Here is a 26,877-nt window from a genome sequence, read left to right as displayed (position 1 = left end):
AAAAAATTCATTTCCGGCAGGTGCATGGAAGAGGGAAACCCCTCCTGGAGACACCAGAAAGGGTTAATGGATTTCAGACCACAGCTTCTCGAGATACTGCGGAAGCTCGCTTACAGCGACTTCCACGTTTTCATCGGCTGTGCGGGATTTTACTTCCACAATCTGCTCCCCTGCTTTTTTTCCGCAGGCGATACGCACAGGAAGCCCGTAAAGGTCCGCATCCTTAAATTTCACTCCCGGCCGCTCCTTCCGGTCATCGAGCAGCACGGACCACCCGCTTTTCTGCAGGCTCTCGTACAGCTCGTCGCCAAGCTGCTGCTGCTCGTCCTGTTTTGGATTGAGCACCAGCAGATGCAGATCAAACGGGGCGGCTGCTTTCGGCCAGCAGATGCCGCTCTCGTCATGGTTCTGCTCAATGACGGCCGCGATCGTCCGGCTCACGCCGACGCCGTAGCTCCCCATAATGATCGGGCGGGCTTTGCCGTTTTCATCCAAAAATGTGGCTCCGAGCGCTTCGCTGTACTTCGTGCCAAGCTTAAACACGTGCCCGACCTCAATGCCCTTGGCGAAGCGGACCGTGCCCTGTCCGTCCGGAGACGGTTCTCCTTCCTGGATGAAACGCAGGTCTGCGTACCGTCCCACCGGGAAGTCTCTTTCCGGCACCGCATACTGGCAGTGTCTGCCGTTTTCGTTGGCACCGCACACGGCACCTGCCATGCCGCGGACCGCGTAATCGGCAAGCACCTCCACGTCTTCAGACAGGCCGGCAGGGCCGATAAAGCCGGGCTCTGCTCCGAATACCTCTTGAATTCTTTCGGCAGACGCTGGTTCAAGCACTTCAGCTCCCACGGCGTTTGCCACTTTCACTTCGTTGACGTCATGATCGCCGCGCATAAGCACGGCTATCAGCCGGCCATCTGCGTCAAACGCGACCGTTTTCAGGCACTCTTCGTGCTTGATTCCGAGGTTTAAAGCCACTTCTTCAATGGTTCGCTCCTGCGGCGTCTCGACAATTATCATTTCCTCTGCTACCGGCTCCGGCTTTGACACGTTGTCCGGAATGGCGGCTATTTCAATATTTGCCGCAAAGTCGCTTTCATCAGAATACACGATGGTATCCTCTCCAACATCGGAAAGCACAGTAAATTCGTGGGTTTCTCCCTGACCGCCCATCGCTCCGGCATCGGCCTGCACCGCCCGGTAGTCCAGTCCCAGTCGGGTAAAAATCCGCTCGTAGGCGCGGTACATTGCCCAGTAGCTTTCGTTCTGCGCTTCGTAGGACGTATCAAACGAATACGCATCCTTCATGATAAATTCGCGGGCGCGAAGCACCCCGAAACGCGGACGCGCTTCATCGCGGTATTTGGTCTGAATCTGGTACAAAATCGCAGGCATGCGCTTGTATGTATTCATTTCATCCTTTACAAGGGCGGCAATGTTTTCTTCATGCGTGGGACCGAGCACAAAATCACGCTGGTGGCGGTCTTTAAAGCGCATCAGCGCCGGTCCGTAATTGTCATAGCGGCCCGACGCCTGCCATACCTCTGCCGGCTGCATGGCGGGAAGCAGTACTTCCTGGCCGCTTGCAGCATCCATTTCCTCGCGGACGATGTTTTCGATTTTACGGAGCACCTTATGGCCGAGCGGAAGATAGGAATAGACTCCGGCTGCACTCTGGCGGATCAGACCGGCCCGGAGCATCAGCTGGTGGCTTGCAATGTCCGCTCCCTGCGGCACATCCCGGAGGGTGGGACTGAATAAAAATTGTTGTCGCATACTATATCAACCTCTTTCTCTTATACATCTGCGTCTGTAAGCTCTTTGGTTATTTTAACATAAGAACGGTGACGGGGCTTTGGCTCCGTCACCGTTTTTTTATTACGTGAATAAGCGGTTAATATCGTTCCACGTCACTGCAATCATTAACAGCAGCAGCAGCGCGAATCCAAGCAGGTGGATCATGCCTTCCTTCTGCGGTTCAATCGGCTTGCCGCGGACTGCTTCAGCAATGATAAACAGCAGCCGCCCTCCGTCAAGCGCCGGCAGTGGAAGAAGGTTGACGATCCCAAGGTTGACGCTGATCATGGCGGACCACGCAATAAGGGTAAGAAGCCCTGTCGCGATTACCTGATCTGTCGCATCATAGATACCTACCGGACCGGCCAGGTCATCCAAAGAAAATTCCCCTGTTACAATCGTGCCGAGTGTCTGGAAAATCAGCGTGGACACTTCATACAGCTGCGTGCCTCCGTACTCCACTGCTTCCGTGAAGGACCGTTCCGTTTCGGCATAGACGCCGATCTGGCCGACTTCCTCACTCGAGCCCTCCTGCACCGGAATCCCGTCAATGGTGACCGTGTCTTCAATTGTCTCCCCGCCGCGTTCAGCGGTGACCGTGACTTCCTCTCCCGGACGCTCCTGGACAACACCGGTCATTTCATTCCACGAATTCACGGACTCGCCGTCCACCGAGGTGATAACATCGCCTTCTTCAAACGCGGATTCGCTCAGCGGCGAACCGCCGGCAATGCCACCGATGGCCGGGGTGTCCTGCGGAAGCCCATTGGCGAGGGCATAAATCATAAAAAGCACGAACGCGAGCACAAAGTTCATAAACGGGCCGGCAAAGATGGCCACTGCTTTTTTCCACGGGCGCTTGGAGCCGAACTGCCGGTCCCACGGCGCAATCTGCTCCCGTTTCTCATCGACGATCAGATCGCACGTACGGTCGATCTCGTAACGCTTTAGTCCGGCTTCTTCATCCTCCACCGCTTCAATATAAAGCTCACGCTCCATATCAATCGATTCCACAGATACAACTTTTGCTTCCGGGTGCTTGGATTTATTGTTTACGATGATTTCTTTTACTTTTCCTGCATCGTTAAACGTCAGGCCGATTTCATAGCCTGGTTTAATATTGACCGGGTCCGGATCGTCCCCGGCCATGCGAACGTATCCGCCAAGCGGCAGGAGCCTGATCGTATAAACTGTTTCATTGCGCTTCGTGGAAAATATTTTCGGCCCGAAGCCAATCGCAAACTCCCGGCACAAAATGCCGACTTTTTTGGCAAAATATAAATGGCCCCACTCGTGTATGGCCACCAATAAGCCGAACATGACAATTACCGCTATCAGCGTATCCAAAGCTTATTCACCTTCTTCTTTTGCTCTTTCTTCCCATTATAGAGTGTTTGTGAAAGAACGTCACGTTAAAAGCGTCTGTACGTGTTCTCTTGTTTCCCGGTCCACACGTAAAATCGTGTCGAGGTCTGGATGTTCGATGCGCTCGTGGCGCAAAAGTGCCTCTTCCACAGCAGTTTCAATTTCAAGAAAAGCACACTGGCTGTTTAAAAACATCGCCACCGCCTGTTCATTGGCTGCGTTCAGCACCGTTCCCATGGAGCCTCCGGCTCTGCCAGCATCGTAGGCCAGCCGGAGGCTGCGGTAGCGTTCAAAATCAGGCGGCTGAAAATGCAGAGTGCCTATTTCCCACAGGTTCAGCGATTCCTTGGCCGGATAGTCAAGCCGCTCCGGGTAGGTCATGGCGTACTGAATCGGCACGCGCATGTCCGGCAGCCCGAGCTGGGCAATTACACTTGTATCCTGATACTCGACGAGCGAGTGAATAATGCTTTCTTTATGAAGCAGCACATCTATACGGTCGTAGGGAATACCGAACAGCCAGTGGGCTTCGATCACTTCAAAGCCTTTGTTCATCATCGTAGCCGAGTCGATCGTAATTTTGGCTCCCATGCTCCAGTTCGGGTGGTTTAAGGCATCCTCCACCGTAACTCCGTCAAGATCGCTGCGTGAATAGTCCCGGAAGCTGCCTCCTGAAGCAGTCAAAATCAGGCGGCTCACTTCCTTTAGCTCGTTTCCTTCCAGGCACTGGGCGATCGCCGAATGCTCGCTGTCAACCGGCAGCAGGCGTACGCCGTGCTCCTTTGCTTTTTCCATTACAAGATGGCCGGCGGTGACGAGCGTCTCTTTATTGGCAATACCGATATCCACCCGGTTTTCGATTGCCCGAAGCGTCGGCTCAAGTCCCATGCTGCCGCTGACCGCGTTCATCAGAAAGTCACAGGAGCTGCCCGCAATTTCCATGAGGCCGTCGTGACCCCAGACGATACGCATGCGCCCGCCGTATTCCGCCTGAAGCGTTTCGGCATCTTCCTTTGTATGAACTGCCGCAATTTCAGGTGAAAATTCTTCAATCTGCTTTCGTACGAGATCCACGTTTCTGCCGGCAGCAATCGCCGTTATCCGGAACCGTTCCGGATGCAGACGGACAACGTCGAGCGTCTGTGTACCGATGGATCCGGTGGACCCAAGCAATGCTATTCGTTTCATGGTTTAAACTCCTTTAGGTTGGCAGCCTGCGTCTGAGGCATTAACCGAAAAAATAGAAAAAATGAAGCAGGGGCATAACAAAAATCAGGCTGTCGAAACGGTCCAAAATGCCGCCGTGACCGGGAAGAATATTTCCGGAATCCTTAACAGCATAGTGGCGTTTCAGCGCCGATTCCACCAGGTCCCCGAGCTGGCCGAAGATGGATGTCACTACGATAAAAGCGCTCATTATCAGGTAAGAGTCGAATACCGGGTATACCGCTTCAAAGATGAAGCCGACAATAAACGCCGCGACAAGCCCCCCGACAAATCCTTCGATCGTTTTTTTCGGACTGATCTCCGGCCAGGGCCGGTGGCGCCCGAAATTCTTTCCAATAAAATATGCCCCGGAATCGGTTGCCCAGATTAAAAATAAAATCAAAATGACAACGGCAAGGCCGATGTCCGGCAGCTGGCGGATCATAATTAAACTGTGAAACCCGTACCCTATGTACACAGAGGATAAAATGACGAAGCCTGCTTCATCAAAGGTAAAGGAGTTTTTAGTAACTACTGTTAATGCAAGCAGGCCCAGAATCATCGTTAAAAAAATCTCTGTTTTCGTTATATGCTGCAAAAACGGAAAGTCCAGCCATTCTGTGGGCACGAGCAGTATCCACATAAAGCCCATGCTGATTAAACCCCGGAAGGACAGCAGCGGGATCCGTTTCATGCGCATTATTTCAAACATGGCGACAGAAGCAAGCAAAGCAATCAAAAGAGTAAACCATTCGCGGCCCACAAATACAATCGCCAAGACGAGTACTGCTCCGATAAGACCGGTCATCGCCCGCAATCCCATACAAGACCTCCCCTTCAGTCGTTAAACGCCTCCGTACCTGCGTTTTCTCTGCTGATATTCTATGACAGCCTCTGCCAGGCCGTCTTCATTAAAATCCGGCCAGAGCGTTTCGGTAAACCAAAATTCCGCATAAGCTAACTGCCACAGCATAAAATTGCTCAGCCGGATTTCGCCGCTTGTGCGAATCAGCAGGTCAGGGTCCGGGATCTGGTTCGTGTACAGCCGGTTGGTGATTAATTCTTCATCGATGGCCTCAGCTTTCATCCGCCCCTCTTCCACGTCCCGGGCAAGCTCCTGCACGACATGGACAAGCTCGTGCCGCCCGCCGTAGTTAAGGGCAAAGTTTAAAACAATGCCGGTGTTTTCAGCTGTGGCATCCACGGCCTCCTGCACAGCCTGCAGCGTATGGTCCGGCAGCTTGTCCGCATCCCCCATCATCCGCACCTGGACATTGTTTTTCATCAGCTTGGGCAGTTCCTTAGCCAAAAACCGCTCCGGCAGCTGCATAAGAAAATTCACTTCTGATTTCGGCCGCTTCCAGTTTTCGGTGGAAAAAGCGTATAGTGTTAAATACTTTATCCCGAGCTCGTGCGCTTTTTCCACGACCTTCGTGATCGCCTTCATACCTTCGCGGTGGCCGGCTACACGGGGCAGGCCTCTTTTTTTTGCCCACCGGCCGTTACCATCCATAATAATAGCCACATGGTCAGGCGTATTCACTTTCACTGCCGTGGTGTTCGCCTCCGCCCATGGATTTATTTGATTAAATAGTCGATCGTTCATAACGAGGGCACCAGCCTTTTCCCCTTTGTCTATTTTATATGGCGCGTGTTCAATCAATTCCATATAAAAACCGTTCCTGCCTCAGCATTGTTGAAGAACGGAAAGCAATATATCTGTTTATGTTTTCTCCCCGGCAGTGCACATGACTCCTGCCGGTTTTATTCTTACAAAAAAACCCTCTTGAGTGCAGAGGGTTCCAGTCTGTTCCTATTGTAACTCGATTCGCATCAAACTTCCATAACTTCTTTTTCTTTTTGTTCCGCTGCCTGATCCACCTGGCCGATGTATTTATCGGTTGCTTTTTGCACCTGCTCCTGCTCACGCTTCAAATCATCTTCGGTGATTTCATTATTTTTTTCATCTTTTTTCAGCGTATCGTTGGCATCGCGGCGAATGTTGCGGATAGCCACCCGTGCTTCTTCCGCGTACTTGTTAATCAGCTTCGTCATTTCCTTGCGGCGGTCTTCTGTCATCGCCGGAATTGGAATGCGGATTACTTCGCCGTCGTTACTCGGATTCAGGCCGAGCTCCGCCTTCTGGATCCCTTTTTCCACGTCCTTGATGGAGCTTTTGTCAAACGGCGTCACAACGAGCAGGCGCCCTTCCGGCACTGTAATCGTTGCAAGCTGCTGAAGCGGCACCTCGGCACCGTAGTAATCAACTACGACCCGGTCGAGCATGGAAGCGTTTGCCCTCCCTGTACGCAGTGTGGCAAGCTCGCGGCTTAAAGACTCCACTGATTTTTTCATTTTCTCTTCTGTTGCTTTTATATCATGAGCCATCATTGTTCCTCCTTATAATTGTTCCAATGTCTTCTCCCATTACTGCTTTCTTAATGTTTCCTTCTTCCATAATCGAAAATACGAGAAGCGGGATATTGTTGTCCATACAAAGCGTCGATGCCGTCGAATCCATCACTTTCAGGTCATGATTTAAAATGTCCAGATAAGTGAGCGACTGGTACTTTTTAGCGTCCGCATTTGCGGATGGGTCTGAGTCATATACCCCGTCAACTTTGTTTTTAGCCATCAAAATGATGTCAGCTTCGATCTCTGCAGCCCGAAGTGCCGCAGTCGTATCGGTTGAAAAGTACGGATTCCCGGTCCCGGCCGCAAAAATGACTACCCGTTTTTTCTCTAAATGGCGGATGGCTTTGCGGCGGATGTACGGCTCGGCCACCTGTCTCATTTCTATGGATGTCTGCACTCTTGTAGGAATTTCAATGTCTTCAAGGCTGTCCTGGAGCGCAAGCGAATTCATGACTGTGGCGAGCATGCCCATATAGTCAGCAGTAGCCCGGTCCATTCCTTTCGAGCTTCCGGCCATGCCTCTCCATATGTTCCCCCCGCCGACGACAATCACTACCTCTGTTCCCAATTCTACTATCTCACCAATTTGAGAAGCAATAGACTGAATGACTTCCGGATCAATACCGTAGCCCTGCTGGCCTGCTAATGCTTCTCCGCTCAACTTCAACACAACGCGATTGTATCTCTCCATCGTCATGAACCCCGCCTTTATATTATGTATCGCAGAAGCGCTGCGGCTTCTGCCCTGATTTTGCTTTCAGAAAAAAGGAGAGCCTACGGACCCTAGAGGATTCGATATGGACTCTCCCATACTGCCGATTTATTTCTTCACCTGGTTCATTACTTCGTCTGCAAAGTTTTCGTCGCGTTTTTCCATGCCTTCGCCTACTTCATAGCGGACAAATGTGCGAACGGAAGCGCCCTTGCTTTTCAGGTAGTCGCCTACTTTTTGGTCAGTATCCTTTACAAATTCCTGATCGAGCAGGCAGATTTGTTCAAAGTACTTGCCAATACGGCCTTCCACCATTTTTTCAACGATGTTTTCCGGCTTGCCTTCGTTCAGCGCCTGCTGCTTCAACAGTTCACGCTCACTGTCCGCTTCTTCCTTCGGAACATCTTCACGGGAAACGTATTTCGGGCTGATAGCCGCTACATGCATCGCAACGTCTTTGGCAAGATCGCTGTCTTCTGTGTTTTCAAGAACCGTCAGCACGCCGATACGTCCGCCCATGTGAAGATAAGCGCCGAATGCGTCACCGTCGTTTTTCTCTGCAAGCAGAAAACGGCGAAGGGAAATTTTCTCCCCGATACGTGCGATCTGGTCGTTAATATAACGCTCAAGCGTTACTCCGCTTTCGATTTCACCTGCGAGTGCCGCGTCAACGTCAGCCGGCTGTTCATTCAGAAGGTACGTGGAAACGTCCGCGACGAGCTGCTTAAACAATTCGTTTTTCGCAACGAAATCTGTTTCAGCGTTCACTTCCACAATCACTGCTTTGTTTCCTTCATACGTTGCGTACGTAAGGCCTTCTGCTGCTACACGGTCAGATTTTTTTGCTGCTTTGGAAATACCTTTTTCCCGCAGGTAGTTGACCGCTTCTTCCATGTTACCGTCTGTTTCGTTGAGTGCTTTTTTGCAGTCCATCATACCTGCACCTGTTTTTTCACGCAGTTCTTTTACCATGCTTGCTGTTACAGCCATTTAAATTCCTCCTTCGATTTTTCCATGCATAAACGCTTAAGCGCTATTTTTCAAGAAAAAGGGTGATAAAGGGTTTTTCCCTTTTACCACCCTTCGCGTCAGGCCTGGGCCCGTTATATTTATGCAGAGAGCTTACTGGTTTGAAACGCTCTCTTCTTCTGTGTTTCCTTCTTCTTCCGCTGCGGCTGCTTCCTGTTCTTTTTCCTGGGCAGCTGCCTGCTCACGGGCTTTTTCTTCTGCGCCCTGGGTTGCTTCGATAACAGCATCGGCCATTTTTCCTGTAAGGAGACGAACGGCACGGATAGCGTCGTCGTTACCCGGGATCAGCTTGTCGATCTCGTCCGGATCACAGTTAGTGTCCACGATCGAGATGATCGGAATGTTCAATTTGTGAGCTTCTGCCACCGCGATGCGCTCTTTGCGCGGATCGATAATAAACAGGGCATCCGGAAGCTTGTTCATATCTTTAATGCCGCCAAGTACTTTTTCGAGACGGTCTTTTTCTTTGTTTAACAGCATAACTTCTTTTTTCGGAAGAATGTCAAAGGTACCGTCTTCTTCCATTTTTTCAAGGTCTTTCAAGCGGGCAATCCGTTTACGGATCGTTGCGAAGTTCGTTAACGTACCGCCTAACCAACGCTGGTTAATGTAGTACATGTTCGAACGGATCGCTTCATCGCGAACAGAGTCCTGCGCCTGTTTTTTCGTTCCGACGAAAAGGATTTTGCCTCCGTCTTCTGCAATGCTGCGTACATATTTGTACGCTTCTTCCACTTTACGTACCGTTTTTTGAAGGTCAATGATATAAATACCATTACGCTCCGTGAAAATATAACGGCTCATTTTAGGGTTCCAGCGACGAGTCTGGTGACCGAAGTGCACCCCTGCTTCAAGCAACTGTTTCATAGAAATAACAGCCATAAAATAATTCCTCCTTAGGTTTTTTCCACCGCAAGCGTCATGTCTGTGCAAAACTTTCCATGCGGAAAGCACCTCTGCACAAATCAGCTGTTGCGTGTGTTTTTAACACCAACACGTAATATACCATACGTGTCTGCAGGACGCAATGTTAAAGCTTATTTTTCCTGCATCTGCAAAAACAGATGAACCTCCCGCTGGCCGATCGACAGCGTCTTTGCGATATCCTTTTCCTTCCATCCATCTTTGTATAACATTATAACACGGTTCATCATCGATTCCTTCGGCGCTGCTTCATCCATCTCCGGTACCGGCTCAGCTGTTTCCATTTCTTCCGCTGGAAGCTCCCCGCCCTCCCACTCGGCGCGGAGACGTTCATTGTCGCGTTTCATTTCGTCGGTGTAATAGATTAAAAGCTGCTCGATTTCCTTCTTATCATTTTTTACCGCCTGCAGCTCACGCACGATGAATTGGTGCTTTATCCATAAAGCGCCGGCGGCCATCAGGGCGAGCAGACTGAATATTAGAGACATGGGCCTTCTCCTTTCTTACGTTCTTTCCTCCGTCTGTTTCAAATACTGGCGCAGCCGGAAGAGTGCTTTGGAATGGATTTGTGAAATTCTTGACGTGGACAGGGACAAAATATGACCGATTTCGGTTAACGTCATTTCCTCCAGGTAAAAAAGAGAAACGACCTTCTGCTCCTTCTCCGGCAGATTCGCTATTGCTTCGCCGAGCTCGTGCAGGGAGGCCTGATCCGTAAGCATTTCCTCCGGGGACGGGGCGTTGTGATCCACGATGGCCCCGCGGTACGTTTCATCACGCTCGCCGTCCGGCGTCGCCTCATCCATGGAAAGCATATGCACGAAATAGTTTTCGGCAATCACCTTCGATACTTCCGAGGACTTCATATCCAGCTCTTCGCCAATCTCCCGGTCCGAGACAAAGCGTCCCTTTTTCTGTTCGAGCCATTCAGCTGTTTCCTCAATTTTCTTCGTTTTTTCCCGTAGAGAACGCGGCATCCAGTCTTCCTGCCGGAGACCGTCAATAATCGCTCCACGGATCCGGAACGAGGCGTATGTATCAAATTTCAAATCCCTGGACAGGTCGAATTTTTTCATCGCATCATACAGGCCCATCAGCCCGTGACTCACAAGATCCTCCCGGTTCACATTTTTCGGAAGCGTCGCTGCGATGCGCTGAACGTGATAATGAACAAGGGGCATATAAATGTCGACTAGTTGGTCGGCCGCCGTGTCGTCATAATTATCCAGCCATTTCTCCCAAATCTCCTGATGAGCATGTGCTGTCGATCTACTCATGTAATTTCCCCCTGTTCATATTATTATTGGTTCTCCTCCGGTCGGCTTGATCCGGAGAACTCCTGTGGCCACGTCAAACTCTATCGTTCTGCCAATGTGACCGCCTGTTTCCTCTGCTTTAAGCGGCACAGACCGTCCGGCAAGCATTTCTTTTGCTGCTTCGACATTTCGTTTTCCAATATGCAGGTGATCGGTCTGAAACTGAAACATTCTTGCTCCCCCGGCAAGCTTTGCTTCGAGCGAAGCAATTGGAATACGCCGTCCTTCGAAGCCGGCAAATGCTTTTTGTAAAGCCGCATCGGTGTACTTCGCTTCGTTAATATGCTGGCCTTCTCTTGCCATGGAGGATGACGGAAGCATCGCATGGATCAGGCAGGCATACTGGTGGCGGAGCGAATAAATGACTATACCTACACAGGAACCAAGTCCGCTCGTAGTGAGAGTATCGCCGCCCCCGCCCCACTGCATATCAGCCATTGCCACTTTTATCTTCGCTTGTTTAATTTCCGTGTTTTTCATTCCCCGCCCTCCTGTACTCCGAGAGAGGCAAAAATTTTCGGAAGCGAGTGGGCGTCCGGGATCATAAAAAACCGGCCGGCCATCTGCGAGTGATTCTCTCCTTTTGTCATGTTCGTATCGATCATGATCGCTTCGTCCCCTTCAAGGCCTGCTTCGATAAGCCCCTCGCTCAAAAGCGCTCCAATCATATCCACCGCTGACGAAGGAACCGTCGGCATCATATAAAGGCCGGTGAAATCGGAGAGTGCCGATAAATAAGAGCCTGCCAGAATATTTGTTAATTCGCACACTGCCGACTCAAGCAGCTCCTGCTCATTTTCCGGCGTGTATGGCAGATTCCAGCTTTGGACAAGCGACCTTCCCACTGCCTGCATCTCCTCCGGCTCGAGCACAAAAAATATGCTGCCGCTGACGTGGCCCGCGATGCGGAGAAACGTAACCGCCGCTACCTTTTCTTCCCCGCCCGCTGCTTCAAGCAGCTCCGGAAACGGTACCATCTGCACCGAAGGCACACTGATCTGGACCGGCGTTTTCAGGAGGGAGGACAGTGCCGTAGCAGCATTGCCGCCCCCTATGGTTCCGATTTCCTTTAATATATCGAGCTCTACGTCCCGTGCGCCCATCATTTCACCTCTCCTTCATATGCAGTAGTTTGTACCAGCCGCCCGATCCGCTCTCCAATCGCATGAAGCGGGAGGATTTCATCGATGACGCCAGCCTGCAGCGCTGCCCGGGGCATCCCGTAGACAACAGCTGTTTCTTCTGATTCGGCGACTGCATAAAGTTCCGTCGCCGCTTTTAGCTTTTTTAATCCGTATGTACCATCATTACCCATCCCGGTTAAAATAACAGCGAGTACACGCAGACCTCCTAATTCGGCAAGAGAAGCAAGCAGAATATCCACCGACGGATGATAACGGTCGCCCATTTTGCTTTCACTAACTGCTGTTACCAGCCGGCCTCCTTTTCGCCGGACTTCAAGCTGCCGGCCTCCAGGAGCAATATAAACTGTTCCTTTCTGCAGTGCTCCTCCGTCCCCGGCTTCTTTTACACTCCAGCTGTAGTCGCGGTTCAGCCTGTCGGCAAGCGACCTTGTGAACCCGGGCGGCATATGCTGCACAATCAGAATCGGAAGTTCGACCGTTTCGGGCATCGAACGGAAAAGCTCATGCAAAGCTGCGGGACCGCCTGTGGACGTTCCGATCACCAGCAGATCCCAGCGTCCCGGTTTCCCGGGGGATTGAATGTTCATATACTCAGACTCCGTTCTACGTGCGGGCAGAAGCGAACAACCGCTGCTTCATCCCTGTAATAAAATGCCGAAACGGCGCACCGTCCGTTTTTGCAGACTGTTCCTTCTTCCACAGCCCTGCTGCAATCTGCTTCATGCTCTGGGCCGCACGGCTGTCAGGATACGCTATCACAAGCGGTGTCTGCTCCATGACTGCCCTGCTTACTTTAGGATCATTTGGCACCATGGGCAGCATGACAAGCTGCATGCTGAGAAAACGTTCACTCACAGTTATTAATTTCTGTGCGGCTGCCCGGCCGTCTTTTTTCTGCTCCACCCGGTTAATAACAGCCGCAAATGGAAAATCGCTTTTGTGGGAGCGGATGTATTTCATCATGGCGTAACCATCCATGAGCGCCGTCGGCTCAGGGGTTGTTACAAGAATTCCGCGTTCGGTCGTCGTAATCAGGTGCATATGGTTTTCGTTCAGCCCTGCCCCCATATCAAAAATAATAAAATCAAATTCGCCTTCAAGCAGCTGCAGCTGTTCGTAAAACCGCTGCTTATGCTCCTCCTCCATATGAAAGACACCGGAAAGGCCCGAACCTCCCGCAATCCATTGCACACCGGAAGGGCCGGACTGAATCAATTCAAAAATACTTTTATTTTCCGTGAACATCTCCTGAAACGGCAGAAGGGGCGTATACCCGAGCAGAATATCAAGGTTGGCCATGCCGGTGTCCATATCAATCAACAGCACCTCTGCACCAGCTTCTGCCAGGGAAATGGCCACGTTCAGGGAGACATTAGATTTGCCGACGCCCCCTTTTCCGCTTACTACCGACAACACTCTCGTCTGCCTGCGGCCCCGTTTCTGCATTTGAGCGCGCAGGCTTTCAGCCTGATCATTTTTCACCGAGTGTCCCCCCTGCTATTTTTGCTGCGAGCCATTTGTTGTCCGCGGGCTCAATGTCCTCCGGCACTTCCTGGCCCGTAGTGACAAATGCCACCCGGAGCGAGAATTCATCAATAATATTCAGAAGCGCTCCAAAGGACGTGGTTTCATCTGTTTTCGTGATAATAACTTCGTTTGATATATAGGGAAGAAATTTTTCAGCGACTTCCTTCATGTCTTTATATTTAGCCGTCAGAGACAGCACGAGCACGGTTTTAATCGGCTCTCCCGCCGGCAGCAGCCGCTGCGCGTCTTCCACCGTCTGTTCATGCAGAAAATTTCTTCCTGCTGAATCAATGAGCACATAATCATGCTCTCCGGAACGGGCCACTGCCTCCCTGTAATCTGCCTGGTCGTAAATAACATGCACCGGCGCTTCCATGATGGAGGCGTACGTATTCAGCTGTTCGACTGCTCCCATGCGGAAGGTGTCTGTCGTAAAAAAGGCAATGGACTTTTTTCTGCGGAGCATTTCCCGGGCGCCGAGCTTGGCAAGCGTCGTCGTTTTTCCGACGCCGGTCTGGCCGACCAGCTGAATCATCCGGGACGGCTTTGCTTCAACGCGGGGATGCCGGTCCTCCAGCCACTCTTCTATGCAGGCTTCGAGTACGGCTGCTTTTGGCCGGCTGGCCTTTTCTGCGTACCATTTCTCCATAAACCGGTTCATCAGCTCTTCCTCCACCCGTTCGTTTACCTCCTGTGCCTTTAAGGCAGCGGCTACGGACTGAAAAGGAGCCGGCGCTGAAGCAGGAAGCACTCCCGGCGTTTTTTCCGGCGCCTTAACAGCCTTAGCCTCTTTCGGCGCGGCCGGTTTTACGGCTTCTGCCGGAGGCGTACGCTCTTTTTTGCGGGGCGGGGCGTCATCGATACCTGCGTAAACTTCGAGCTTGTTCACGGACTTAAGCCCAAACCATCTTCTGACTTTCACCGGCCTTGAATGCAGAATAACCGCTTCATCCCCAAAGTCCTTTCGTACTTTCGCTACCGCTTCCGGCATCGAATCCACTGTAATTTTTTTCATTCTCATTCATTATTCACCACCCCGACGCTTTGGATTTCTATGGAAGGCTCCAGTTCGTTATAGGATAATACCGGCATCTGGGGAAAAAACCGCTCAATCAGCTGGCGTACATGCATGCGCACAGCCGGAGAACAGAGAATAACCGGTGTTTTCCCGATGTTCATCAGCTGCTCGGCCTCTGCACCGATACGCTGAACCACCCGTTGGGACTCGTTTGGATCCATCGCCAGATAATTACCGCTTTCGGTCTGCTGCAGGGCATCGGCAATTTTCTTTTCAATGCCGCCGCTGAGTGTAACGACCTGCAGCAGCTCTTCTCCGTCCGCATACTGCTTCGATATCTGTCTCGACAGTGCCTGCCGTACATACTCTGTCACAATCTCCATGTCCCTGGTCATCGTGCCGTATTCCGCCAGCGCTTCAAAAATAGTCGGCATATTCCGGATGGATACCCCTTCCCGGAGCAGCTTGGCCAGCACCTTCTGCACATCCCCAATCGTAAGCGTTGAAGGAGTTACTTCTTCGACCAGCGTCGGATACGTTTCCTTCAGATGATCGATCAGCTGCTTTGTCTCCTCGCGACCGAGCAGCTCATGGGCGTGCGTTTTAATGACTTCGGTTAGATGCGTGCTTACGACTGACGGCGGATCCACCACCGTGTAGCCAGCGTCTTCAGCTATATCGCGCTCTTCTTCCGGAATCCAGAGGGCAGGAAGCCCGAATGCTGGCTCTGTCGTTTCGATGCCGTCAATCGGCTCTTCAGCCCCGGTGCCCATCGCCATATAATGGTCCATGTACAGCTCGCCCCGGGCGATTTCGCTGCCCCGCATGCGCACGACGTACTCTCCCGGCTGCAGCTGGATGTTGTCACGAATCCGTATCACCGGCACGACCATCCCGAGCTCAAGCGCCAGCTGGCGCCGGATCATCACGACCCGGTCAAGCAGGTCGCCTCCCTGTTTCGCATCCGCAAGAGGAATGAGGTTATAGCCAAATTCAAACTCGATCGGATCCACATCCAGCAGCTGCATCACGCTGTCCTGTGAACGCAGATCCTCCTCCTGCGCTTCTTCGGTTTCATGCACCGCTGCCTGCTCCTCCTGAAGCACTGTCTGCCTGATGGTAAAGCCGATAGCAGCCATCGCACCGGCAATACAGGTGGTCAAAAAGAAGTTGATTGGCGTGAACACACCAAGTAAAAAGATGGCGCCCGCTGCCACAAACAGCATTGGTGGAAAGGCAAACAGCTGCTTTGTAATATCGTGGCCGAGGTTACCTTCGGACGCCGCCCGTGTCACGACAATACCCGTTGCTGTTGAAATAAGCAGCGCAGGTATCTGACTGACCAGGCCGTCGCCGACGGTGAGGAGCGTAAAGGTGTTCGCAGCGGTGCCGATGTCCATGCCGTGCTCGGTCATGCCGATCACAAGGCCAAAAATAACGTTAATAATGACAATAACAATCCCTGCGATGGCATCCCCTTTTACAAACTTGCTCGCCCCGTCCATCGAACCGTAAAAGTCCGCTTCCTGTTCGATTTTCTCCCGGCGGGCTTTGGCCTGCTGTTCGGAAATAACTCCCGCATTCAGATCGGCATCGATGCTCATCTGCTTCCCTGGCATCGCGTCGAGGGTAAAGCGGGCTCCAACCTCCGACACCCGTTCTGCCCCTTTAACGATAACGACAAATTGAATGACAACAAGAATCACGAAAACCACCAGGCCGACAAAGGCGCTCCCCTGCACCACAAAGCTTCCGAACGTTTCGATGACGTTGCCTGCTTCGGCATTGCTTAAAATGGAACGGGTTGTTGAAACGTTCAGCCCGAGCCGGAACAGCGTCACAAGCAGAAGCAGTGTAGGAAAGATGCTGAATTCGAGCGGCTCCTTCGTATTCATCGCCACGAGAATAACCAGAAGCGCCAGGGAAATATTGGCCATGATTAAGATGTCTAAAATAAATGTCGGCAGCGGGATGATCAGCATAATAACAATCAATATAACGCCGAGCAGCACTGATAGTTCTCTAAATCCCATAACGTTGCTCCTTTTCTAGCCGTTTTTCCTTTTGATGCGGTACACGTAGGCAAGCACCTCGGCCACGGCTTTGAATAAATCTTCAGGTATTTCATCATCAATTTCGGACTGGGCGTACAGCGCACGGGCGAGCGGCTTGTTTTCCACCATCGGGATCGAATGTTCGCCTGCTTTTTCTTTGATTTTCCGGGCCAGATGGTCGGCCCCTTTGGCAATTACCTTCGGCGCACCCATCGCGCCTTCTTGATAGCGGAGTGCCACTGCAAAGTGCGTCGGGTTCGTAATAACAACGTCTGCTTTGGGCACTTCCTCCATCATCCGCCCCATCGCCATTTCCTGCTGCTTCTGCTTTCGTTTACCGCGGATGAGCGGATCGCCCTCCATGTTTTTCATTTCCTGCTTTACGTCGTGCTTGGACATGCGGATCTGCTTTTCGTGGTCATGCTTTTGATAAATATAGTCCGGCAGTGAAAGCACGAGCAGCAGCAGGCTCCCAATCAGTCCCATGAGCCCGGTCAGACGGGCAATTTCCATAAAGCCATCCCCAACGTCCTTTTGCGATAAAAACAACAGCCGGTCGAGCGCCAGCCAGAGAATCGCAAAAACGACACCGCCGACGAGCGTAATTTTCAAAAGTGCCTTGGCGAGCTCCACGAGCGCCCGGGCCGAAAAGATCCGCTTGATGCCGCTGAGCGGGTTAATCTTTTCCAGCTTCATTTTGATCGGCTCGCCTGTAAACAAAAATCCTACCTGCGTGAGCGATGCGGCAACACCCGCCACCATGGCCACGAGCATCACCGGCAGAATAATGATTACGGACTGGATCGTAATTTCCTGAAGCATCGCCGGCACGCTGGCTTTTGTAATTTCCCACTGCATGTATTCTATGTATGTATGTGTCATTAACGCTTGTAAGTGATTGAAAATGGTGCCTCCGTACATGTAGAAGAGCGCAAATACTAAAAACAGGATGACCGCCGTATTCACATCATTGCTTTTCGGAACCTGGCCCTTCTGCCTCGTGTCCCTGCGCTTTTTAGGAGTGGCCTCCTCCGTTTTTTCCTGTGAAAAAAACTGCAGATCAAGTGTCCACTTCATTCCTGTCCCTCCCCTAAAAGCTCAAGCAGTCCGCGCGAGACGTGAAACATATCTTCATACAAGTACTGGATCGCCAGAAACATCCCAGGGATTGCCACCACAAGCAGCGGCAGTCCTGCCACAATTTTCAGCGGCAGCCCGACGACGAACACGTTCATCTGGGGAACCGCCCGGGCCATAATTCCTAAAGCAAGATCAACGAGAAAGAGCGAACCGACGATCGGAAATGCCAGCTGAAAAGCAAGAATAAACATCTGGTTAAACGCTTCCGCCACGTGCGTGACGACCGCTTCATCACCGAACGCAAGTCCCGTCTGGTCGATGGGCACAAAGCTGTAGCTGTAGTAAATGCCGTCAAGCAGCAGATGATGGCCGTTCACCGCCAGAAGCATTAACAGCGCAAAAGCGTAAAAGTAACCGCCAAACAGCGGGCTCTGCGCGCCCGTCTGCGGATCTACCACGTTCGCCATCAAAAAGCCGAGGGAAATATCGAGAAACATCCCGGCTGTCTGCACCGCATACAGCATAATCGTTGCGATAAGCCCAATAGCAAGCCCGAGCATAACCTCCTTTAGCAGAAGAAGGATGTACTCGCCGTCCACCGTCATCAGCGGGGCATCCAGTGCCGGGAAAATAGCCAGGGCAAGAAAAAATGCCAAACCTACTTTAAATTGATTCGGAATAGTCCGATAAGAGAAAAGAGGCATCGTCGTAAAGAAAGCGAGCACTCGCACAAGCACCAGGGAAAAAGCCGGGAGCTGCTCTATTATTGCTTCCATCGTCTGTTCATCCGATGAACTGCTGCGCGTGATACCACAGGTTTCTCGTGTACTCCACCAGCTGCGTCAGCATCCACGGGCCGAGCACGAGCATGGCGGCCAAAACGCCAAGAATCTTTGGTATAAACGCGAGCGTCTGCTCCTGGATCTGGGTGGTCGCCTGAAATATGGCGACACCAAAGCCGAGTACGAGCGCAATAACAAGCAGCGGCCCCGCGATTAAAAAAACCATCCATATTCCCTGTTGTGCGATCTGCATTACCTGTTCTGCTGACATACATTTCTTCCTTTCTTCATCCCGGCTAGGTGTAGCTGAGGAGCAGCGACTCTACAATCAGATACCAACCGTCCACGAGCACAAACAGTAAAATTTTAAACGGCAGACTGATCATGACAGGCGGAAGCATCATCATCCCCATGCTCATCAGTACGCTTGCCACAATCATGTCAATAACAAGAAAAGGCACAAAAATGAGAAACCCCATCTGGAAAGCTGTTTTCAGCTCGCTGATGGCAAACGCCGGAACGAGCGATGTGAGCGGAATGTCTTCGACCGATTCCGGGCGCTCTTCGCCCGCATAATCCATAAACAGCGCCAGATCTTTTTCCCGTGTGTACCGGGACATAAATTCCTTCATCGGACCGACCGCTTCGGTCAGCGCTTCATTTTGGTCGATTTCTCCTGCCATCAGAGGGCTGAACGCCTGCTCGTTTACTTCCGAAAGCGTCGGCGCCATGATGAAGAAGGTTAAAAATAAGGCAAGGCCGATAAGCACCTGATTTGGCGGTGTCTGCTGCGTGGCAAGACCCATCCGCACAAAGCTCAGCACGACCAAGATTCTGGTAAAGCAGGTCATCAGCACTAAAATACCGGGAGCAAGAGACAAAACAGTGAGCAGCAGCACAAGCTGTACCGATGTCGCCGCTCCTTCTCCGCCGCCCTCGAGCAGTCCGCTGAAATCAAGCGCAGGAAGAGCACTAATAATCATCACCGTTCCTCCTTCACTTCCGTCCGGTTATCCGGCGCCTCCGGATGCTTTGCCCCACGTGCTGCTTTCAGCCGTTCTTCGAGCACCGACTGAAAGGACTGGCTGCTTTTTTCCTCTGTTTTCCCGCGTGTTTTCCATTTATCCAGCAAGGACGGGACACCTGTATATGTATTCTGTTCCTGGGCGGTAATCCGCTCCTGTTCTTCTTTATCCTCAATTTCCTGTAGCAGCGAAATCGTATCCCCCACTCCGACCACAAGCATTTTATCCCCAATTTTAACGACCTGAATCGATTTATTCTGCCCAAGCCCAATACCGCCAATGCTTTGAAGCGAGCGGGTGGATTGGTATTTGCTTGTTTTTTTGTTGATAAATTTCAGCAGCCAGAACAGCAGCCCGAGAACAACCGCAAGCGCTCCAATCATCTTTACAAAGTTCAGCCACAGGTTGCCGTTATCCATTGCTGCCGGCGCCGTCTCATCGTCTGCCGGAGCCTCTTCACTTCCAGCTGCCGGGTCCTCCTGGTTTTCCTGCGGATTCAGGGACTCATTGACAGTAGTGCTGGCAAGCGCTGTATCAGCGCCCGCCAGAATAATCACTGTCATCATTACAACTATGATTACTGCGTATTTCCAGTTCATTTTCTTCCCCCGCGGCAGGCCATCAGCCTAACGTTTTATTAATTGCTTCAAGTACACGGTCTGCCTGAAACGGCTTTACGATGAAATCTTTAGCCCCCGCCTGAATCGCATCGATGACCATCGACTGCTGACCCATGGCTGAACACATGATCACCTTGGCGTTCGGATCCGCCGCCTTGATTTCCTTCAGTGCTTCAATCCCGTCTTTATCAGGCATCGTAATATCAAGCGTCACCAGGTCCGGCGACGTTTCCTGGAACTTTTCCACTGCTTCGTTTCCATCCTTTGCTTCCCCTACTACGTTAAACCCGTTTTTTTCCAGAATATCTTTAATCATCATCCGCATGAACGCGGCGTCGTCTACTACTAAAACTGAATATCCCATGTTTTCCACTCCCTGTTTTGTCGTTATTTTAATTGCGCAACCCGTTCTCTCGGACTGAGAATTTCCGTAATGCGTACGCCGAAATTTTCATCGATGACAACGACTTCCCCTTTAGCTACCGGCTTTTGGTTCACCAGTACATCGACAGGTTCGCCGGCAAGCTTATCAAGCTCGACCACTGAGCCCTGGGACAGTGACAAAATATCTTTGATCGGCTGCCGCGATCTGCCAAGCTCCACCGTTACATCAAGCGATATATCCATCAGCATATCGAGATTCCCGCCGCCGTCATTATATCTGTGCGCAGGCTCCTCAAGCTCGGAAAAGGCGGCTCCGCTTACTGTCGGAGCTGCTTTTGGCTCCTGTGCTCGGGCTCTCTGCGGCTCGGCTTCCTGCCGTCCGGAAGGCTCCGGGGCAGGCTGGTGCTTCGGTTCGGGCTGCGGAGCTCCGGTGCTTGCCCCGAGCAGCTCTTCCACCATTTTCTTCGCGAAGCCAAGCGGGATGAGCTGCATAATATAGGAGTCCATCAGCTCCCCTATCTGGATACGGAAGGCGATCTGTACGACCGTATCCTCATCGGGAATGTAGCGGGCCGACTCTTCTTCCTCGAGGTTCATAATATTGACGCCCGGTGGAGAAATATCCACCCGTTTGTTAAAAATGGTGCTCATCGAAGTGGATGCCGATCCCATCATTTGATTCATCGCTTCCTGGACCGCGCTTTGCTGCATTTCATCAATATCAGCTGCCTCATCAACCTGCCCGTCGCCACCCATCATCAGGTTGGCGATAATGCTTGCGTCCGTCATGCTGATCACAAACAGGTTCGTGCCTTCAAACCCTTCGGTGTATTCCACATTTACCGCTACGTGAGGACGTGGAAAGGACTTTTCCACCATTTCGGTCGACACCGCTTTTACGCCTGGTATAGTAATGCTCACTTTTTGATTCAGCAGGCTCGACAGGGCGGTGGCTGCGCTGCTGAAGCTGATATTGCCAATTTCGCCGAGCGTATCCTTTTCTTCGGTGGAAAGCAGATGATCGAGTTCCTCATCTTCCGTGGAAGAAGCAATTTCTTCAGCAGGCGTCTCCCCGGAGGAAGCGCCGCTGTCGTCATCATCGTCTGCTCCGACGTTTTTTAGCAGCTCGTTAATTTCGTCCTGCGAAAGCATATCGTCATTACTCATGCTGTTCTTCTCCCTCCTCTATCTTTTCTAGAATCTGTACAGCCATATGGCTGCGCTTTTTCCCCGGCTGAGCCGTAAATTTCTTTCTGCTGCCTACGTGCACCTCGAGCGGGTCATGGATGTGCTGTTTGAGCGTTAAAACGTCTCCACGCTCCATATGTAAAAGCTCTTCGATGGTGATAGAGGAAGTGCCAAGGATTGCCTGCAGGGAAACATTTCCCTGCAGCAGCCACTCGTTCAGATGCTCCACTTCCTGCTGGTCCCGCTCTTTTACTTTCGTCTGCATCCAGTAGTGGGTAGTAAGCTTGGGCAGTATCTCTTCAAGCACCATATGCGGAAGGCACAGATTAATCATTCCCGACGTTTCTCCAATCGTTGTGGTTAAAGAAATAACCACCACGGTTTCGTTTGGAGAGACCATCTGAAGAAACTGCGGATTCACTTCAATTTCGGATCCGATGGTTTCAATACTCAGCACTGATTCCCAGGCACTCTGGAAGGATTCGAGAATCATCTGCATAAAGGAGCTTAAAAGCTTTGTTTCTATTTCCGTCAGCTTTTCCACCTTGTTCATGCTCTGGCCCTGGCCACCGAGCAGCCGGTCGAGCATGGCGTATCCGACGTGCGGGTTGACCTCCATGAGCATACGTCCTTCAAGCGGCGGCGCTTCAAACACATTCAGCAGCGTCATTTTAGGAATTGAGCGGATGAATTCGTCGTAGGGCACCTGATCCACAGAGGCTACGCTGATATCCACAAAGGATCGCAGCTGTCCTGAAAGCGCCGTGGTAAGAATTCTGGCAAAATTTTCATGAATTCTTGACAGGCCCCGGATCTGTTCTTTGGAAAAGCGCAGGGCGCGTTTAAAATCGTAGGAACGGACCTTGCGTTCATTTTCTTCTTTTTTTAACTGCTCGCCGTCCATTTCTCCGGTGGACAATCCGGACAAAAGGGCATCTATTTCATGCTGGGATAGTACATCTGACAAGAGGTTTTCACCTCCCTTTCTCTTCTCTCGGGCGGATTCTGGGTTACTGAATGACGCGTTCGGTCGTATAGACCCGCTGCACTTCCCCTTCAGTCATAACCTCATTCACTTTTTCCCTGATTCGTCCTTCCATTTCGGTGGTCCCTTCCGAGCCTTCGATGTCTCCGGGTTCGAGCTGGGCCAGTTCATGGATAATGATGTTGTTAATCTGATAGTCGCGCTGCTCCAGTTCTTCCCGGGCTTTTTCGTTATCGGCCTGCAGGCTGAACATCGTTTTAATATAGCGGTCGTTGCCTTTAAGGTTGGTGGTCATTTCGTCCATGTCCCAGGTGAGCTCCCTCAGCTCTTCAGCGCTTAATTCCTCTGCCTTTTCTTCTTCACTGCCCTCTGCCTGTTCAGAGGACCCCAGAAACTGATACACAGCAGCAGCCGCACCGGCAATAAGTACAAGGGTCAAAAGCATAATCATCATTATTTTTCCTGCTTTGCTTTTTAACATAGCTCAGACGTTCTCCCCTTTGCGGCCGGCCGGCATCCAGGTCCGCCGGTAAAACCGTTCGGCAAGATCCATCACTTCACTGAGGCTTTCCCGAACAACAATTTTGTTACCGTTCAACAGCGTAATCGTCGTGTCCGGCGCTGCTTCGACCTGCTCAATCAATGTAGTGTTCAGCACGAACGGGCGTCCATTTAATTTTGTCAATTCCATCATTATTAGTTGAGGGGCAGCATACTGCCCCTGTCTCCCCCAATTTCATTCATTAGTTACCGCTTGATGTTCAACAGTTCCTGCAGCACTTCATCTGCTGTCGTAATACCCCGCGTGTTCGCCTGGAACCCGCGCTGGGCAGTGATCATTTCCGTAAACTCTTCGGACAGGTCAACGTTGGACATTTCAAGCGCTCCCGAAACAATTTCTCCCGCTCCGCCTTCGCCCGGAATAGCATCAACAGCGGCTCCGGAGTTCAAGGATGCGCTGTAAACGTTACCTCCTTCTTTATCTAAACCGCCAGGGTTATTAAACGTTGCAAGGCCAATTTGACCCTCGTTGTTAATTGCCCCGTCTTCGCCTACTACGTTGACATTACCTGCAGCATCGATGCTAAAGCTTTGCGCATCGGGATCAATATTAATTCTTCCATCTCCGGCGTCCAATAAATAATGACCGTCTGCATTCACGATGTTTCCGCCGTTATCCAAATAAAAGTTCCCTGATCTTGTGTATAAATTCTCGCCGCCCTGCGGATTTTCCAATTTAAAATATCCCGAGCCCGAGATAGCCAGATCGAGTTCACGGCCGGTATTTTGCAGGCTGCCCTGCGTGTCCACCGTATCAATGCTCCCGAGCTCACTTCCCAGACCGATTTGTTTCGCGTTGATGCCGCCCCGGCCGCCCTCAGCTCCCGCAGCTGCCCCGGTCTGCTGGCTCATCATATCCTGAAATGTCGGGCGTCCTTTTTTGAATCCCTGGGTATTAACGTTTGCGATGTTGTTGCTGATAACGTCCAATTTCTGCTGAAAGTTCTTCATTCCTGCAATTCCTGAATACATAGAGCGTAGCATCGTATTCCTCCTTTGGTTTAAGCGGGCCCCGTCTGTCCGTCGGGAGCCCAGGCCTCCTTGCGGTCAAGCCTTTTACATGAATATAACGCCGTCAATATTTGTAAACGTGTGATTTGCCGCTTCCTGCTTTGACATTGCTGTAATAACGGTCCGGCTCTCCGCGTTCACGACCAGTGCCGCTTCCGGGAACACCACGACAGACTCCTTGACACCCTTTTCTGCCGCCTCATCTAGCTTCACCTGCATCTGCTCCCAGTCTGCGCTTTTGATATGGACATTTCTTTCTTCCATTCGTTTGGCAGCGTGCTTGCTGATTTTGACATCAGGAGCTGCGAGCTCGTTTTGCAGCAGCGAGGCAAATGAACCAGCCTGCTGCTTTTCCGGTCGTGGCGTGTTGGCTGTACTGGACGGAACCGGCATTCTGGGATAGTTGTGCACCTTTGAATAATCCATGCTGTTCCTTCCTTCGTATCAGCTTTCCTTTGCAGCCGTCTCATCCTCTCCGATGTTCACCACCTGCCTGCCATCAATCCAGCGGCCGGAGTCAAGCTCGACCATAATGTTTCCCTGCGTATCTTTTTTCACCGACATTATTTCGTTCCGGCCCGTCTGCACATCCTCATTAGGTGTATTGGCGTTTACGAGCGACTGCCAAGTTACGTCCTGACCGATCAGCCCGCTCAGCTGCATTAGGGCATCCTGCGCCATAAACTGCGTCGACTGCTCCATCGATTTATTCATGTTATTCATCTGCTCGAGCGTACTGAAGTTGGCAATCTGCGACACGTATTCAGTGTCGTTCATCGGCTCAAGCGGGTTCTGGTTTTGCAGCTGGGTGATAAGCAGTTTTAAAAAATCATCTTTATCCATGTTGCCGTTGCTGTTTTCAGCGGCAAAGGGCGATTTGCTGTTTGAAGCGTTGTTCAGCTGCATATTATCTGTAATCGTACTCACCGTTTATTCACCTCCTTTAAATTCGTTCGTTGACCGAAAGCTGCTGTAAAATATCTTCAAACGAGCGTTCTTCCTCTTCTGAAGACTCTTCCTCCATATTTACCGCTTCTCGCTGTTCCTCAGGTTCTTCTTTCTGCTCTTCTTCTTTATAGAAATCCGGGTGCTCTGCTACTTCGATGCGTTCAACCTGCAGATTCTGCTGCAGGAAGGAATATCTCAGCTGATGCACGCTGCCTTCCACGAGCTCCTGCGCCCCTTTGGAGGTTGTAATCAGCTGAGCGGTCCATTGTCCTTCGATTTTCGTGAGCTTCACATCGAGCCGGCCCAGGTGCTCAGGGTGGAGACGAATCGTATAGGAAGCCCCGTTTTTCAGCTGGGCAGTGTTCATCGTCCCGAGCGTCTGCTGAAATTGCTTTAAAAATTCGGCCTGGCGCTGATTTCCTTCAGACGCCGGCGGGAGCTGAATCACGAGCGGCGTATTAGGCTGAAGCGCTCTCGGCTCTCCCGCGCCGGCTGTTGGTGCTGGAGGGGGTGAAGCATTTCCTGCTTCGCCGCGGATGGCCTGCAGAATCTGCTCAAGCTGCTTAGTAAACGCTTCGTTCTTATCCGCCCCTGCTGTTGAAGACACCAGCGGCTGCTTTTTCACCAGAGCCGAAAGACTTTGGATAAACGCAGTCAGCTGCTTTTCCGGCGTTTCTCCAGCGGACGGTTGAAGGGCTTTCGGCACCCAGGTGCCTGGCTGCTCTCGTCCACTGAGGTATTTCTGCCACTGCTGAAGGTCTCGTTTTACCATCTGGGTGCCGGTATCTGCCGCCGCTTCCTTACCGGGGGCAGGGCTTGCCCATCCAGCTGGCACATGCGGCAGTAACTGTGGCCGCAGCGCGGCGATGCTTTTGGCGTCTGCCTGCTGGTCCAGAAAGGAAATCAGCTGCCGGACCTCCGGTGTTTTTTCCGGAAACAGAATGTTGACCTTTTCGAGCGGAGACATTTCCTTCTCTGTCAGCTGACCATTCTCCTGGTTTGCCTTGAGACGGTCTTCCTGTACCGGCGCTCCGGCGGCTACTGCTGATGCTGCTAGAACGGCTTCCGGACGGACACTTTCTGTTTTATCTGATAAAACCTTTGAAAGAAGCGCAGCCAGTTCATTCAGCCTGCTCGTAAATACTTCTTCTGCCTGTTTTTTTTCCTCGCCCTCCTGGGCTTTGGAAAGCAGCGGTCCGGCAGCCTCCTCTAGCTTTTCTGCTGCCACCTGTATCGCCTGCTGATCGCGGGGAGCAAGGTCGTTAAACCGGGCTGCGAGCTGCTCAAGTACCGGCAATTCTGCTTTTCCAGACATATCTTTAATGGCGCTGATTGGGGACTCCCACCTTTTCTCCCCTGGAGCAGCATCTTTTCCTGCAACTGTTTCTGCGTCCGGAGAATGAAGAATAACGGCAAGCTTTGTGAAAATATTTTCTGCTCCTGCCGGCATTTCTCCGGGCATTTCTTCCTTCGCTGGTCCTTCACCGCCCTGTTCGTTACGTACGATCTCAGCGATAAACATCACGGCATCCTCAAATTCGGGATGCTGTTGCATCAGCGCATTGATTGTTTCCCGATCTGCTTCGATGGCTTCCATTATCTGCTCAGCAGAAGGCCCGGCATGTTCCGTCCCATTTTCCATAACCGGCTGTTTCCCCGTTATTGAGGTGGCACCGGCAAACAGAGTGGCAAATGCTGACGGACCACCTCCTGTCTGGGCGGATACGGACATAACGCCCTGGCCCGGTGACGCCGGCCGACCGGTAATTGCTGTCTCCATAGCGG

31 protein-coding genes are annotated in these 26,877 nt (G+C 51.6%); all 31 read right to left on the bottom strand.

Annotated elements, in window-relative coordinates:
- Positions 1-63 precede the first annotated feature (63 nt).
- Positions 64-1,776, bottom strand: a complete 1,713-nt coding sequence (locus tag ACTRXG_RS05710) for a proline--tRNA ligase (protein WP_474260546.1) — start codon at positions 1,774-1,776, stop codon at positions 64-66.
- A gap of 102 nt (positions 1,777-1,878) precedes the next feature.
- Positions 1,879-3,144: an RIP metalloprotease RseP gene (gene rseP / locus ACTRXG_RS05705; protein WP_474260544.1), complete on the bottom strand. Its 1,266-nt coding sequence runs from the start codon at positions 3,142-3,144 to the stop codon at positions 1,879-1,881.
- Positions 3,145-3,204: 60 nt separating this feature from the next.
- On the bottom strand, positions 3,205-4,350 hold the full coding sequence (locus tag ACTRXG_RS05700; RefSeq protein WP_474260542.1) for a 1-deoxy-D-xylulose-5-phosphate reductoisomerase: 1,146 nt from the start codon (positions 4,348-4,350) through the stop codon (positions 3,205-3,207).
- Positions 4,351-4,390: 40 nt separating this feature from the next.
- Positions 4,391-5,191, bottom strand: coding sequence for a phosphatidate cytidylyltransferase (locus tag ACTRXG_RS05695; protein ID WP_474260540.1), 801 nt, complete (start codon positions 5,189-5,191; stop codon positions 4,391-4,393).
- Positions 5,192-5,212: 21 nt separating this feature from the next.
- The gene (locus tag ACTRXG_RS05690; protein ID WP_474280745.1) at positions 5,213-6,031 is read right to left on the bottom strand and encodes an isoprenyl transferase; all 819 of its coding nucleotides are present in this window, start codon (positions 6,029-6,031) and stop codon (positions 5,213-5,215) included.
- 170 nt (positions 6,032-6,201) lie between these two features.
- Positions 6,202-6,759, bottom strand: coding sequence for a ribosome recycling factor (frr, locus tag ACTRXG_RS05685; protein ID WP_322524692.1), 558 nt, complete (start codon positions 6,757-6,759; stop codon positions 6,202-6,204).
- The gene (gene pyrH, locus ACTRXG_RS05680; protein ID WP_091610312.1) at positions 6,746-7,480 is read right to left on the bottom strand and encodes a UMP kinase; all 735 of its coding nucleotides are present in this window, start codon (positions 7,478-7,480) and stop codon (positions 6,746-6,748) included. Before pyrH ends, frr begins: the two co-directional genes overlap by 14 nt.
- 123 nt (positions 7,481-7,603) lie before the next feature.
- Complete coding sequence (gene tsf, locus ACTRXG_RS05675; RefSeq protein ID WP_462865356.1) at positions 7,604-8,485, bottom strand: translation elongation factor Ts; 882 nt, start codon at positions 8,483-8,485, stop codon at positions 7,604-7,606.
- 132 nt (positions 8,486-8,617) lie between these two features.
- Entirely contained in the window at positions 8,618-9,406 is a 789-nt protein-coding gene (rpsB, locus tag ACTRXG_RS05670; RefSeq protein WP_091610308.1) for a 30S ribosomal protein S2, read from the bottom strand.
- Between the two features lie 155 nt (positions 9,407-9,561).
- A complete protein-coding gene (locus ACTRXG_RS05665; RefSeq protein WP_474260535.1) occupies positions 9,562-9,936 on the bottom strand; it encodes a DUF6115 domain-containing protein in 375 nt (124 codons plus the stop codon).
- Between the two features lie 15 nt (positions 9,937-9,951).
- Entirely contained in the window at positions 9,952-10,725 is a 774-nt protein-coding gene (locus ACTRXG_RS05660; protein WP_474260533.1) for a FliA/WhiG family RNA polymerase sigma factor, read from the bottom strand.
- Between the two features lie 15 nt (positions 10,726-10,740).
- The gene (locus ACTRXG_RS05655; protein WP_474260531.1) at positions 10,741-11,244 is read right to left on the bottom strand and encodes a chemotaxis protein CheD; all 504 of its coding nucleotides are present in this window, start codon (positions 11,242-11,244) and stop codon (positions 10,741-10,743) included.
- Complete coding sequence (locus ACTRXG_RS05650) at positions 11,241-11,870, bottom strand: chemotaxis protein CheC (RefSeq protein WP_474260529.1); 630 nt, start codon at positions 11,868-11,870, stop codon at positions 11,241-11,243. Before ACTRXG_RS05650 ends, ACTRXG_RS05655 begins: the two co-directional genes overlap by 4 nt.
- The gene (locus ACTRXG_RS05645; protein WP_474277375.1) at positions 11,867-12,496 is read right to left on the bottom strand and encodes a CheB methylesterase domain-containing protein; all 630 of its coding nucleotides are present in this window, start codon (positions 12,494-12,496) and stop codon (positions 11,867-11,869) included. The genes ACTRXG_RS05650 and ACTRXG_RS05645 overlap by 4 nt, the downstream gene beginning before the upstream one ends.
- Before the next feature lie 16 nt (positions 12,497-12,512).
- Positions 12,513-13,391: a MinD/ParA family protein gene (locus ACTRXG_RS05640; protein WP_474280418.1), complete on the bottom strand. Its 879-nt coding sequence runs from the start codon at positions 13,389-13,391 to the stop codon at positions 12,513-12,515.
- Positions 13,381-14,457: a flagellar biosynthesis protein FlhF gene (locus ACTRXG_RS05635; protein ID WP_474284278.1), complete on the bottom strand. Its 1,077-nt coding sequence runs from the start codon at positions 14,455-14,457 to the stop codon at positions 13,381-13,383. Before ACTRXG_RS05635 ends, ACTRXG_RS05640 begins: the two co-directional genes overlap by 11 nt.
- On the bottom strand, positions 14,454-16,487 hold the full coding sequence (flhA, locus tag ACTRXG_RS05630; RefSeq protein ID WP_474284277.1) for a flagellar biosynthesis protein FlhA: 2,034 nt from the start codon (positions 16,485-16,487) through the stop codon (positions 14,454-14,456). The genes ACTRXG_RS05635 and flhA overlap by 4 nt, the downstream gene beginning before the upstream one ends.
- 15 nt (positions 16,488-16,502) lie before the next feature.
- Complete coding sequence (gene flhB, locus ACTRXG_RS05625) at positions 16,503-17,585, bottom strand: flagellar biosynthesis protein FlhB (protein ID WP_474277363.1); 1,083 nt, start codon at positions 17,583-17,585, stop codon at positions 16,503-16,505.
- The gene (gene fliR, locus ACTRXG_RS05620; protein ID WP_474260517.1) at positions 17,582-18,364 is read right to left on the bottom strand and encodes a flagellar biosynthetic protein FliR; all 783 of its coding nucleotides are present in this window, start codon (positions 18,362-18,364) and stop codon (positions 17,582-17,584) included. Before fliR ends, flhB begins: the two co-directional genes overlap by 4 nt.
- A 7-nt stretch (positions 18,365-18,371) precedes the next feature.
- A complete protein-coding gene (gene fliQ / locus ACTRXG_RS05615; RefSeq protein WP_022792784.1) occupies positions 18,372-18,641 on the bottom strand; it encodes a flagellar biosynthesis protein FliQ in 270 nt (89 codons plus the stop codon).
- Positions 18,642-18,666: 25 nt separating this feature from the next.
- On the bottom strand, positions 18,667-19,353 hold the full coding sequence (gene fliP / locus ACTRXG_RS05610) for a flagellar type III secretion system pore protein FliP (protein ID WP_474284276.1): 687 nt from the start codon (positions 19,351-19,353) through the stop codon (positions 18,667-18,669).
- Positions 19,353-19,994, bottom strand: coding sequence for a flagellar biosynthetic protein FliO (locus ACTRXG_RS05605; RefSeq protein ID WP_474260515.1), 642 nt, complete (start codon positions 19,992-19,994; stop codon positions 19,353-19,355). The genes fliP and ACTRXG_RS05605 overlap by 1 nt, the downstream gene beginning before the upstream one ends.
- 22 nt (positions 19,995-20,016) lie before the next feature.
- Positions 20,017-20,379 carry a response regulator gene (locus ACTRXG_RS05600; protein ID WP_322524678.1) on the bottom strand — a complete coding sequence of 121 codons (363 nt, stop codon included), beginning with the start codon at positions 20,377-20,379 and terminating at the stop codon, positions 20,017-20,019.
- A gap of 23 nt (positions 20,380-20,402) precedes the next feature.
- Positions 20,403-21,566 carry a flagellar motor switch phosphatase FliY gene (fliY, locus tag ACTRXG_RS05595; protein ID WP_474277360.1) on the bottom strand — a complete coding sequence of 388 codons (1,164 nt, stop codon included), beginning with the start codon at positions 21,564-21,566 and terminating at the stop codon, positions 20,403-20,405.
- Entirely contained in the window at positions 21,559-22,554 is a 996-nt protein-coding gene (gene fliM / locus ACTRXG_RS05590) for a flagellar motor switch protein FliM (RefSeq protein ID WP_474260511.1), read from the bottom strand. Before fliM ends, fliY begins: the two co-directional genes overlap by 8 nt.
- A 43-nt stretch (positions 22,555-22,597) precedes the next feature.
- A complete protein-coding gene (locus ACTRXG_RS05585; protein ID WP_474260509.1) occupies positions 22,598-23,026 on the bottom strand; it encodes a flagellar basal body-associated FliL family protein in 429 nt (142 codons plus the stop codon).
- 30 nt (positions 23,027-23,056) lie between these two features.
- Positions 23,057-23,266, bottom strand: coding sequence for a flagellar FlbD family protein (locus tag ACTRXG_RS05580; RefSeq protein WP_474260507.1), 210 nt, complete (start codon positions 23,264-23,266; stop codon positions 23,057-23,059).
- A 53-nt stretch (positions 23,267-23,319) separates the two neighbouring features.
- Positions 23,320-24,117, bottom strand: a complete 798-nt coding sequence (gene flgG, locus ACTRXG_RS05575; RefSeq protein WP_474284275.1) for a flagellar basal body rod protein FlgG — start codon at positions 24,115-24,117, stop codon at positions 23,320-23,322.
- A gap of 72 nt (positions 24,118-24,189) precedes the next feature.
- Complete coding sequence (locus tag ACTRXG_RS05570; RefSeq protein WP_474284274.1) at positions 24,190-24,570, bottom strand: TIGR02530 family flagellar biosynthesis protein; 381 nt, start codon at positions 24,568-24,570, stop codon at positions 24,190-24,192.
- 18 nt (positions 24,571-24,588) lie between these two features.
- Positions 24,589-25,071, bottom strand: coding sequence for a flagellar hook capping FlgD N-terminal domain-containing protein (locus ACTRXG_RS05565; RefSeq protein WP_474277350.1), 483 nt, complete (start codon positions 25,069-25,071; stop codon positions 24,589-24,591).
- A gap of 16 nt (positions 25,072-25,087) precedes the next feature.
- Positions 25,088-26,872 carry a flagellar hook-length control protein FliK gene (locus ACTRXG_RS05560; protein WP_474284273.1) on the bottom strand — a complete coding sequence of 595 codons (1,785 nt, stop codon included), beginning with the start codon at positions 26,870-26,872 and terminating at the stop codon, positions 25,088-25,090.
- Positions 26,873-26,877: the final 5 nt, after the last annotated feature.

The sequence above is a fragment of the Marinococcus sp. LNSP9103-4 genome (genome assembly GCF_056034345.1).
This window is presented reverse-complemented; position numbering and strand designations above follow the sequence as displayed.

Bases quoted from the DNA above. Each gene is read 5' to 3' on its own strand.
- ACTRXG_RS05695 (WP_474260540.1), bottom strand. From the start codon at position 5,191: ATGGGATTGCGGGCGATGACCGGTCTTATCGGAGCAGTACTCGTCTTG.
- ACTRXG_RS05600 (WP_322524678.1), bottom strand. From the start codon at position 20,379: ATGGGATATTCAGTTTTAGTAGTAGACGACGCCGCGTTCATGCGGATG.
- rpsB (WP_091610308.1), bottom strand. From the start codon at position 9,406: ATGGCTGTTATTTCTATGAAACAGTTGCTTGAAGCAGGGGTGCACTTC.
- fliY (WP_474277360.1), bottom strand. From the start codon at position 21,566: ATGAGTAATGACGATATGCTTTCGCAGGACGAAATTAACGAGCTGCTA.
- ACTRXG_RS05560 (WP_474284273.1), bottom strand. From the start codon at position 26,872: ATGGAGACAGCAATTACCGGTCGGCCGGCGTCACCGGGCCAGGGCGTT.
- flhB (WP_474277363.1), bottom strand. From the start codon at position 17,585: ATGAAGTGGACACTTGATCTGCAGTTTTTTTCACAGGAAAAAACGGAG.
- ACTRXG_RS05665 (WP_474260535.1), bottom strand. From the start codon at position 9,936: ATGTCTCTAATATTCAGTCTGCTCGCCCTGATGGCCGCCGGCGCTTTA.
- ACTRXG_RS05580 (WP_474260507.1), bottom strand. From the start codon at position 23,266: ATGATGGAATTGACAAAATTAAATGGACGCCCGTTCGTGCTGAACACT.
- fliP (WP_474284276.1), bottom strand. From the start codon at position 19,353: ATGATTATTAGTGCTCTTCCTGCGCTTGATTTCAGCGGACTGCTCGAG.
- ACTRXG_RS05710 (WP_474260546.1), bottom strand. From the start codon at position 1,776: ATGCGACAACAATTTTTATTCAGTCCCACCCTCCGGGATGTGCCGCAG.
- ACTRXG_RS05650 (WP_474260529.1), bottom strand. From the start codon at position 11,870: ATGATGGGCGCACGGGACGTAGAGCTCGATATATTAAAGGAAATCGGA.
- ACTRXG_RS05570 (WP_474284274.1), bottom strand. From the start codon at position 24,570: ATGGATTATTCAAAGGTGCACAACTATCCCAGAATGCCGGTTCCGTCC.
- fliQ (WP_022792784.1), bottom strand. From the start codon at position 18,641: ATGTCAGCAGAACAGGTAATGCAGATCGCACAACAGGGAATATGGATG.
- pyrH (WP_091610312.1), bottom strand. From the start codon at position 7,480: ATGACGATGGAGAGATACAATCGCGTTGTGTTGAAGTTGAGCGGAGAA.
- tsf (WP_462865356.1), bottom strand. From the start codon at position 8,485: ATGGCTGTAACAGCAAGCATGGTAAAAGAACTGCGTGAAAAAACAGGT.
- fliR (WP_474260517.1), bottom strand. From the start codon at position 18,364: ATGGAAGCAATAATAGAGCAGCTCCCGGCTTTTTCCCTGGTGCTTGTG.
- ACTRXG_RS05660 (WP_474260533.1), bottom strand. From the start codon at position 10,725: ATGAGTAGATCGACAGCACATGCTCATCAGGAGATTTGGGAGAAATGG.
- ACTRXG_RS05635 (WP_474284278.1), bottom strand. From the start codon at position 14,457: ATGAGAATGAAAAAAATTACAGTGGATTCGATGCCGGAAGCGGTAGCG.
- ACTRXG_RS05655 (WP_474260531.1), bottom strand. From the start codon at position 11,244: ATGAAAAACACGGAAATTAAACAAGCGAAGATAAAAGTGGCAATGGCT.
- ACTRXG_RS05585 (WP_474260509.1), bottom strand. From the start codon at position 23,026: ATGATGATTATGCTTTTGACCCTTGTACTTATTGCCGGTGCGGCTGCT.
- ACTRXG_RS05700 (WP_474260542.1), bottom strand. From the start codon at position 4,350: ATGAAACGAATAGCATTGCTTGGGTCCACCGGATCCATCGGTACACAG.
- ACTRXG_RS05605 (WP_474260515.1), bottom strand. From the start codon at position 19,994: ATGAACTGGAAATACGCAGTAATCATAGTTGTAATGATGACAGTGATT.
- flgG (WP_474284275.1), bottom strand. From the start codon at position 24,117: ATGCTACGCTCTATGTATTCAGGAATTGCAGGAATGAAGAACTTTCAG.
- ACTRXG_RS05645 (WP_474277375.1), bottom strand. From the start codon at position 12,496: ATGAACATTCAATCCCCCGGGAAACCGGGACGCTGGGATCTGCTGGTG.
- frr (WP_322524692.1), bottom strand. From the start codon at position 6,759: ATGATGGCTCATGATATAAAAGCAACAGAAGAGAAAATGAAAAAATCA.
- flhA (WP_474284277.1), bottom strand. From the start codon at position 16,487: ATGGGATTTAGAGAACTATCAGTGCTGCTCGGCGTTATATTGATTGTT.